Source organism: Enterobacter cloacae complex sp. IR5412, assembly GCF_049237385.1.
In the GTDB taxonomy this organism is placed as follows: domain Bacteria; phylum Pseudomonadota; class Gammaproteobacteria; order Enterobacterales; family Enterobacteriaceae; genus Enterobacter; species Enterobacter intestinihominis.
On record NZ_JBMKHQ010000026.1, the window covers coordinates 17,350 to 25,111 of the forward strand.

7 protein-coding genes and 2 pseudogenes are annotated in these 7,762 nt (G+C 50.3%); 4 read left to right on the forward strand and 5 right to left on the reverse strand.

The window, feature by feature from the left end:
- A partial coding sequence (locus tag ACOTX2_RS24460) for an ATP-dependent DNA helicase (protein ID WP_421626002.1) occupies window positions 1–1,503 on the forward strand: 1,503 nt, incomplete at its 5' end.
- Window positions 1,503–1,913, forward strand: coding sequence for a DUF6710 family protein (locus ACOTX2_RS24465; protein ID WP_224256499.1), 411 nt, complete (start codon window positions 1,503–1,505; stop codon window positions 1,911–1,913). The genes ACOTX2_RS24460 and ACOTX2_RS24465, both read left to right, overlap by 1 nt.
- On the opposite strand, the gene ACOTX2_RS24470 is transcribed toward ACOTX2_RS24465, so the two are convergent.
- From ACOTX2_RS24470 to ACOTX2_RS24485, 4 genes and pseudogenes are all read right to left on the reverse strand, one after another.
- Complete coding sequence (locus tag ACOTX2_RS24470) at window positions 1,877–3,268, reverse strand: ISKra4-like element ISKpn19 family transposase (RefSeq protein WP_014839878.1); 1,392 nt, start codon at window positions 3,266–3,268, stop codon at window positions 1,877–1,879. The genes ACOTX2_RS24465 and ACOTX2_RS24470 overlap by 37 nt on opposite strands.
- A gap of 36 nt (window positions 3,269–3,304) precedes the next feature.
- Window positions 3,305–3,877, reverse strand: a complete 573-nt coding sequence (locus ACOTX2_RS24475) for a recombinase family protein (protein WP_001493762.1) — start codon at window positions 3,875–3,877, stop codon at window positions 3,305–3,307.
- Window positions 3,878–4,013: 136 nt separating this feature from the next.
- A complete protein-coding gene (locus ACOTX2_RS24480) occupies window positions 4,014–4,604 on the reverse strand; it encodes a plasmid pRiA4b ORF-3 family protein (RefSeq protein WP_012477564.1) in 591 nt (196 codons plus the stop codon).
- A gap of 90 nt (window positions 4,605–4,694) precedes the next feature.
- Window positions 4,695–4,877 (reverse strand): annotated as a pseudogene (locus tag ACOTX2_RS24485) (DUF4158 domain-containing protein); the annotation flags it as partial.
- Between the two features lie 161 nt (window positions 4,878–5,038).
- Between ACOTX2_RS24485 and ACOTX2_RS24490 the strand changes: the two are divergent.
- Entirely contained in the window at window positions 5,039–5,653 is a 615-nt protein-coding gene (locus tag ACOTX2_RS24490) for a recombinase family protein (protein WP_014839983.1), read from the forward strand.
- Window positions 5,654–5,971: 318 nt separating this feature from the next.
- Here the strand turns inward: ACOTX2_RS24490 and ACOTX2_RS24495 are convergent, their stop codons facing one another.
- Window positions 5,972–6,628 (reverse strand): quinolone resistance pentapeptide repeat protein QnrS1, encoded by a 657-nt coding sequence (locus tag ACOTX2_RS24495; protein ID WP_001516695.1) that lies wholly within the window; start codon window positions 6,626–6,628, stop codon window positions 5,972–5,974.
- A gap of 394 nt (window positions 6,629–7,022) precedes the next feature.
- On the opposite strand from ACOTX2_RS24495, the pseudogene ACOTX2_RS24500 reads away from it, so the two are divergent.
- Window positions 7,023–7,654 (forward strand): annotated as a pseudogene (locus tag ACOTX2_RS24500) (transposase); the annotation flags it as partial.
- Between the last annotated feature and the right edge of the window lie 108 nt (window positions 7,655–7,762).

Here is a 7,762-nt window from a genome sequence, read left to right on the forward strand (position 1 = left end):
AAACAGCTGATGGAGGTGATCGAGAAGCATAACGCTCGCGCGGTATTCCTGGGGGATACGTCACAGACGAAAGCGGTAGAAGCCGGTAAGCCTTTTGAGCAGCTGATTAAAGCAGGTATGCAGACCAGCTACATGAAAGACATTCAGCGACAGAAGAATGAAGTTTTGCTTGAGGCGGTTAAGTATGCCGCTGAAGGTAATGCCGCGCGCGCCCTGAAAAATATCACCGGCGTGAACGAACTGAAGGAAGAAGCGCCCCGACTCGCTCAACTTGCCGATCGCTACCTGTCTCTGTCCTCAGAACAACAGGATGCCACCCTGATAATCTCTGGTACGAACGCCTCACGCAAAACCCTCAATGACTACATCCGGGGCAATCTGGGGCTTGCCGGAACCGGCGAAACGTTCACGCTACTTGACCGCGTGGATTCGACACAGGCGGAACGCCGCGACAGCCGTTATTTCAGTAAAGGGCAAATCATTATCCCCGAACAGGATTACAAAAATGGTATGAAGCGGGGCGAGTCTTACCAGGTTCTTGATACCGGGCCGGGCAACAAATTGACGGTTGAAAGCAGCAGCGGTGAGCAGATCGCTTTCAGCCCGCGTACACACACCAAGCTGTCTGTATACCAGGCAGTCAGCGCCGAACTGGCGCCGGGCGATAAGGTCATGGTAACGCGTAACGATAAAACGCTGGACGTTGCCAACGGCGACCGCTTCACGGTGAAAACCGTGGAGGGTGAAAAACTGACGCTTGAGGACAAAAAAGGGCGCACGGTTGAGCTGGACAAAAAACAGGCTTCTTATCTTTCCTATGCTTATGCAACCACCGTCCACAAATCCCAGGGGCTTACCTGTGATCGCGTGTTGTTCAACATAGATACCAAATCGCTTACCACTTCTAAGGACGTTTTTTATGTTGGTATTTCGCGTGCGCGTCATGAGGTGGAAATTTTTACCGACGATAAAAAATCTTTGGCATCGAGCGTGAGCCGCGACAGCCCGAAAACCACGGCCGCAGAAATTGACCGTTTCTTTGGGCTTGAGGCCAGGTTTAAGGATATTGGCCGCGATACCAGTTTAGAAACCCGATCAGCTGAAAAAGGTCTGCCAGAAGCCACGGGGGAAAGCATGGCGTTTAACCAGAAACCCGATGAACATAACATGACAACCGGCACTGATTATCAGCCGGTGAGCAACGCAGAGGACGCCTTTCATCTTAAGCAGAACCCTATGGATGATTCCGTTGGCCTGCGGCGTCATGAAGCACAGCAAAATGATGCAGAACTGGCCCATGATTATGCTGCTGCCGACGATCAGCAGTGGAGCGCGCAGGAGTATGCCGATTACGAGCATTATGCCGAAGCATCAGACTACGACTTTGACAGCAGCATTTACGACGATTACGCCATGCCGCAGACGTCTCAGGCGGAACAGAGCCATACCGGAAAAGAACACACCCATGAGCATGAGCATGAAGAAGGGGGCCATGAAATCTGATGGAGCAGACCGACAAGCGCAAGCAGGATAAACTGAAGTTCGACCGGGTAATTAATCTGGCGCGCAGACTGCCGCAACCGGCGATCCATGACTTACTACGCGCGCTGATACTGCCAATTCAGGCCGATTACTTGCTGGCCGTTGGCACGGAGGGCCAGGACGCGCGCCCGGACATGAACGAGCGCGAGTTCTTCTTCACAAAAATCATCTGGGCGATGGATTACACGCACATGAAATCACTCAGGCTTGCAGCTGAAGATTTTCCCCTGGCGCTTGCGACGGCCAAGATCCTGCCGTGGCCGTGGGGTGAATCAAGCTACCGGAGTGCTTTAGCCGATATAGGAGAGCATAAAAAATATTGGGGCAGCGTGAGCTATGCTGCCATCGCTGGTCCCTTCCCGTCACTTTGAAAACCCGGATACCAGCAGACAAATTTATCCTGCAGTTCGTTATTCAAAACGGCGGTCCGGGTCTGTAACAAATAATGAGCCCCTTTTCTGCTCCACTGCATCTGCTGCTTTTTGGCCATTCGTCTGGCGATCACTTCATTGATCGTGGATTCCACAAACGCGGTTGATACCGGCTCTCCGTACCGACGCATTTCGCCGTAGTTTGGGATCATCATCTTATTATTCCGGATGTAGGTATACATTTCATCCAGATGTTTTTGCAGGGATTTCAGGCTAGGATAGCTGAGTTCAGGGTCATCGCAATACATAACGCAATTATCAATATGTTCCAGCGCAGCGACAACATTGCCATGCCAGAGATATCGTTTAATGCTTTCCAGCAGTGCCAGAACTTTACTCCCCGCCTCTGGATCTGATACCAGCAGTCCCCGGGCATATTGCATGAGCACCGTCAGCCTCATGGTGATATGAAACCAGTCCAGCACATGCGTTGACTCAGGGTACATACCGAACTGGAGGTCCCTGAGATTATCCGCGCCGTCGGACAGAAAAAATATCTGCTGGTTGGCCTGCATTCCCTGCGCTGAAAGGTGGGTCATGAGCCTGCGTTCCGGATGACAGTCATCCTTCTGAACAAAACCGAAGCGGCGGGTGTCAGCAGGCGCACCAACGGAAAAAGACTTCCCGGCAATAATTTCAAAATTACGCTTTTTGTCATCCCGATCGCGAACATAACCACCATCTATACCCACCACAAGCGGTTTTCCTGGCCTGGGCAGGTTCCCCCAGTCGCGGGGGCAGCCGGAAAGAAAACCTGAATGAGCTTCAGCCTCAGCGTCAAGACGCTGCGCCACCTGGCATAAATGATTCCTCACCGTTGAGGCATTCAGGCTGTGGCCCACCGGCAGAATATCTTTCAGCAGACGAGTCGTCATTTCATAGGAGATCATCGAGGCCCAGCGGGTTTCAATATATTTCAGTGCCGGGTGAGAATAATCGCCGGCCCAGTCGCTGAGCAAACTGACTGTCTTTGTATCACTCTCTTCACAACGGCACCGGTACACCCGAAGCCCGGATACCGGAATAACGCCAAACAGCGTCCGGTACCGTATTTTCTGTTTGCCTTTGATTCTGCGCGCAGCAAGGCAGTGAGGGCACCGGATATGGTGTTGAGTATATTCGTCTGCCTGCAGCTGGACCACCGACTGCTGGACCGTATTCAGCAACAGCTTGGATTCTGACACCGATAATCCGATGTCGTTCCGGGTCTCCCCTGATTTCTGGATTGTCATCAGTTCCTCCGTTCGACTGGAGCCTGATTCATCGGTGATGACTATCTGGAGCGTCAGTTGCATCATTGCCTCCTGCTGTGGTGGATGACTATCTCCCGGCTACTGGTTGTTCATCTGGTGACGAAGCTTATAATATGTGGAAACGCCAAGGCCCGCATGGTCGCAGGCGATCCTGAGCCTGACCCCTCTGCTTCTGAGTGCGTCAATTTCCTGGATCTTTTTGATATCGGCGCCGGGGCGCCCTGTTTTTTCACCCCGTGCTTTTTTCGCGGCGATGCCGTCGGCCTGCCTTTCCTTCAGTAAGGCTCGTTCAAACTGGCTGAATGCCGACATCATGTGCAGCTGCAGTTCCTGCATCGGATTGTTTGTGCCGGCGCTGAACGTCAGCTGCTCTTTCAGAAAAATAAGGGTAACGCCCTGGTCACGAAGCCGGGTGGTGACAGCGCACATATCCGACATATTCCGGCAAAGGCGATCGATGGAATGAACCAGAAGCGTATCACCAGGGCGTAATTGCCCCAGGAGTTCCTGTAACCCCGGGCGGTTTGTGTCCTTCGCGCTGGCATGCTCAACACAAATTTTATCAGGCTGAAAACCCGCCTTTGACAATGCCTCTTCCTGACGGGCCGTATTCTGATCGGCCGAGCTTACCCTGATGTAGGCATATTGCACGCAAAACCTCCGGAAGGTCTTTAAACATCATAGAGATTTAAAGAATAATCCATAAACACTGATTTAGGGAGGTTTATAGACATTTTTTCGGGGATCTGAGAGGCATGCTGAAAACGTATACCTTTATAGACATCAGTCAGCGACGACGGCCCAGCCAGATAACTTCAGGCTCCAGTACCGGAGATGCAAGGTCGAGCCTGCTCAGTTGCCGGTTGATTTTGTGGCGGTTGAACCTGACAGCATCCAGGTCGTCAGCAAAAGGGCGGATCTCGCCGACCGTTGTTTCATCATCCGCATTAACGATAGCTTCAAGAAACGCCAGGGTTTTATCGAACTCATCCGCAGCTGTGGCTCCGGGCATACCATGGCCGCTTATACAAAACGGCGCTTTCAGCGTAGAGTTTTCATAAATGGCCTCAACACGAATGTCATGAAGCCAGTGCTCAAAGAAATTGTATTCATAGGTAAAGCGATCGCCAGCATCAAAAGCAAAATCATCAATCACGACCCGGAACGGATTATCGACAAAACCGATGCCTCCTTCGTAGGAGATACCGTAATCTTTGCCATAAATGTGAAATTGATGGAGATGGTCGTCCCCCCAGCCCTGCACTATCTGGAAAATGAAGTGAAGCGCGGCCAGTGACGTGTCGGCAGCAATTCTCAGCCGACGCCAGACCATCGGACTGACTCCATGAACTGCTATTTTGATGACGTAGATCTTCATAGTCAGCAGGTATTGTTATGAAATGATGGTGGTTATTTTAACCCCTGTAGATGGCATCATTCGATGGCTGCCCCGAGGTTTTTCATGCTCTCCGATCTGGATGATGCAATAAATTTGAGCGTGAAGCCCCCGGCGACTGCAGGCCAGCGCCAGTTCATATTCATTCAGCGCCAGAAACTCCAGCCGCTGTGCATCATCGAAATCAGGTAGACCATAGAGCGCTTCCTGCTCGGCGTCCGAAAGAATACTGAGGAGCTTATTTTTAGTAGGCATCTCTGATCCTTATGCCTATTTAAACGCGCTTGTCACATTATCATTAACATAGAACCTTTACGTGTCATAATTTAAATTACGGGTAATGTGACTACCGTTGACAGATTATGGTACCCAAATCAGAATGTCACATAATCGAACGTATATGTGACAGAGGAAATATGTTCATCGGATATATTCGGATGTCAAAAGCGGATGGTTCGCAGACGAATGATTTACAACGTGATGCACTGATCGCCGCAGGTGTTGATGCCGCACATTTTTATGAGGACCGGGCATCGGGCAAACGAGAAGAGCGTCCTGGACTTACAGCCTGTCTGAAAGCACTACGACCCGGAGACACGCTGGTCGTATGGAAGCTGGACCGCCTCGGTCGTGATCTTCGTCATCTCATTAATACAGTGCACGACCTGACCGCGAGGGGGACCGGTCTGAAAGTGCTGACCGGTCACGGGGCGACTATCGACACAACAACGGCCGCTGGCAAGCTTGTCTTCGGTATCTTTGCCGCACTGGCGGAGTTTGAGCGCGAACTGATTGCTGAAAGAACGACTGCAGGTCTGGCATCAGCAAGAGCCCGTGGGCGGAACGGCGGCCGACCTTATAAAATGACGCCAGTCAAACTGCGACTGGCAATGGCATCAATGGGACAATCAGAAACAAAGGTCAGTACGCTATGCCAGGAACTTGGGATAACCCGGCAAACTTTGTACAGGCATATTTCCCCTGTTGGTCAACTGCGGGCGGACGGGATCAAGCTGTTCAACCGTGGATAATTTGAACGGACGGAAAAATCTGGGGTTCCGGCGTAGTACCCCTATCACCTCCACATTTTTGCAACAGTGCCTTATAAATGGCAGCCTTATGTTTACTTGCCAAGATGGGCTACCATATGATGTTTTATACTGAGCAATATTAATATTATCTTTAATGGAAAAATTAAGCCCACTAAGTGACCCACTGCTATATGGCTCTATTGTGAAGACGCCTGAGGGTAAAAATTTATACATGGTTGTCCCTATGTCTATTATTGCAAGGTTGACAATATTATTCGTTTTATAAATTTGAGCGTTTAAAATCACACATCAAAGCAATTAGTCAGGATAAACAACAATACCCAGTGCTTCGAGAATCAGTTCTTGCTGCCAGGCTGCAATTTTGATACCTGATGTATCGACTTTGCGGGGATCTAAACCGTCGAGTTCGGCGTGGCATAAATTGGCACCCTGTAGGCTAAATTGCCCCCAGACATCTTCGGAAAAAACACCTCGACTTAAGTCTGACTCTTTCAGTGATGCACCCGCTAGGTTCGTTCCTATCCAGCGATTTTCAAACAACTCACATTTTTCTAAACAAACCCTCTCCATATTGGCATAGGAAAGATTACATCCAGAAATAAATGCTGAGCAAAAGTACATACGATTACTCACTTGATGGGCAAAGTTTGTTCGGGAAAAGTTGGCACCTTTTAAATCACACGCACGGAACTCTATACCGTAGCAATTGGCATTACTGAAGTTTGCCATCGCAAGTTGGCATTGTTGGAAACTTGCATCACGAAGATCTGCGACATCAAAGTGGCAGCCTTCGATATCACCCTGTTCAATGAACTTGCAGTTGACGAATGTCGTATCACGCAAGTTAGCACGTCGAAAGTCGCTGCGAATGAATGTGCAAGCGGTGAAGGTGAGATCACTTAAGTCTTTATGTGAAAAGTTGTGGTGCCGATATGTATGATTGTAGGTTTCCATGAGTACTCCTTGTTGAAAGGAGGGCTAGACTACCATTATACATATGCCAAGACATTAAAATAAAAGCCTGTTACATCAACACATTACAACCCCTCAATTTACCTGTTTTAAGTGGTCAAATTGGCGCGTAGAGCGCCTATCGCTCTTGCATTGGCACGCGGCCCTGTTGAAAAAAGTTATTCGCTTTAGATAGGGTTAGGAGAGCCGTGCTTCGCCGGTAAAAAATCGGACTATCCGACGCAGGGCGGACTCATCGGCGGAGAAGCAAACTTTGACTATATCTCCCTACACTTGGAAGAGGGCTAGACTGGCCCCATAGATCACCAGACACTTCGACTCTCTTAAAATAAGAGGTAGTCTTGGAACTATGTTTAATACCAGTCAGAACGATAAGATGGTTGGAGTGTTATCAGGACCTGAGCGGCGTCGGCGTCGTACACCGCAGGAAAAAATTGCCATTATTCAGCAGACTATGGAGCCCGGTATGACCGTGTCTCATGTCGCGCGCCTGCATGGCATCAATGCAAACCAGATATTCAAATGGCGCAAGCAATATTAAGACGGTTCACTGACGGCTGTTGCATCGGGCGAGGAAGTGGTGCCGGCCTCCGAACTCGCTGCCGCCAATAAGCAAATTCGCGAACTCCAGCGCCTTCTGGGCAAAAAGACGATGGAAGCCGAGATACTCAAAGAGGCCGTGGAGTTCGGCCGGGCAAAAAAATGGATTGCGCATGCGCCCTCGTTGCCTGGGAACGACGAATAAGCGACGTTTGCAGAAGTCTTGGCGTGTCGCGTGCGCAGTTGAGCATTCGGGTTCACCGGCCATCTGACTGACAGGATCGCAGACGGCAGCCCCGTTCTGACGATACCACCGTATTGTCCCGGATAAACATGGCGGTGGCTGACCTGCCGACGTATGGTTATCGCCGTGTGTGGGCGCTGCTGCGACGGGAGTCGGAGCGGGACGGCCTGCCTGTGGTTAATGCAAAGCGGGTGTATCGCATTATGAGAACGCATAATCTGCTTCGGCACTGTTGCAAAGTTAGCGATGAGGCAGCCTTTTGTCTTATTCAAAGGCCTTACATTTCAAAAACTCTGCTTACCAGGCGCATTTCGCCCAGGGGATCACCATAA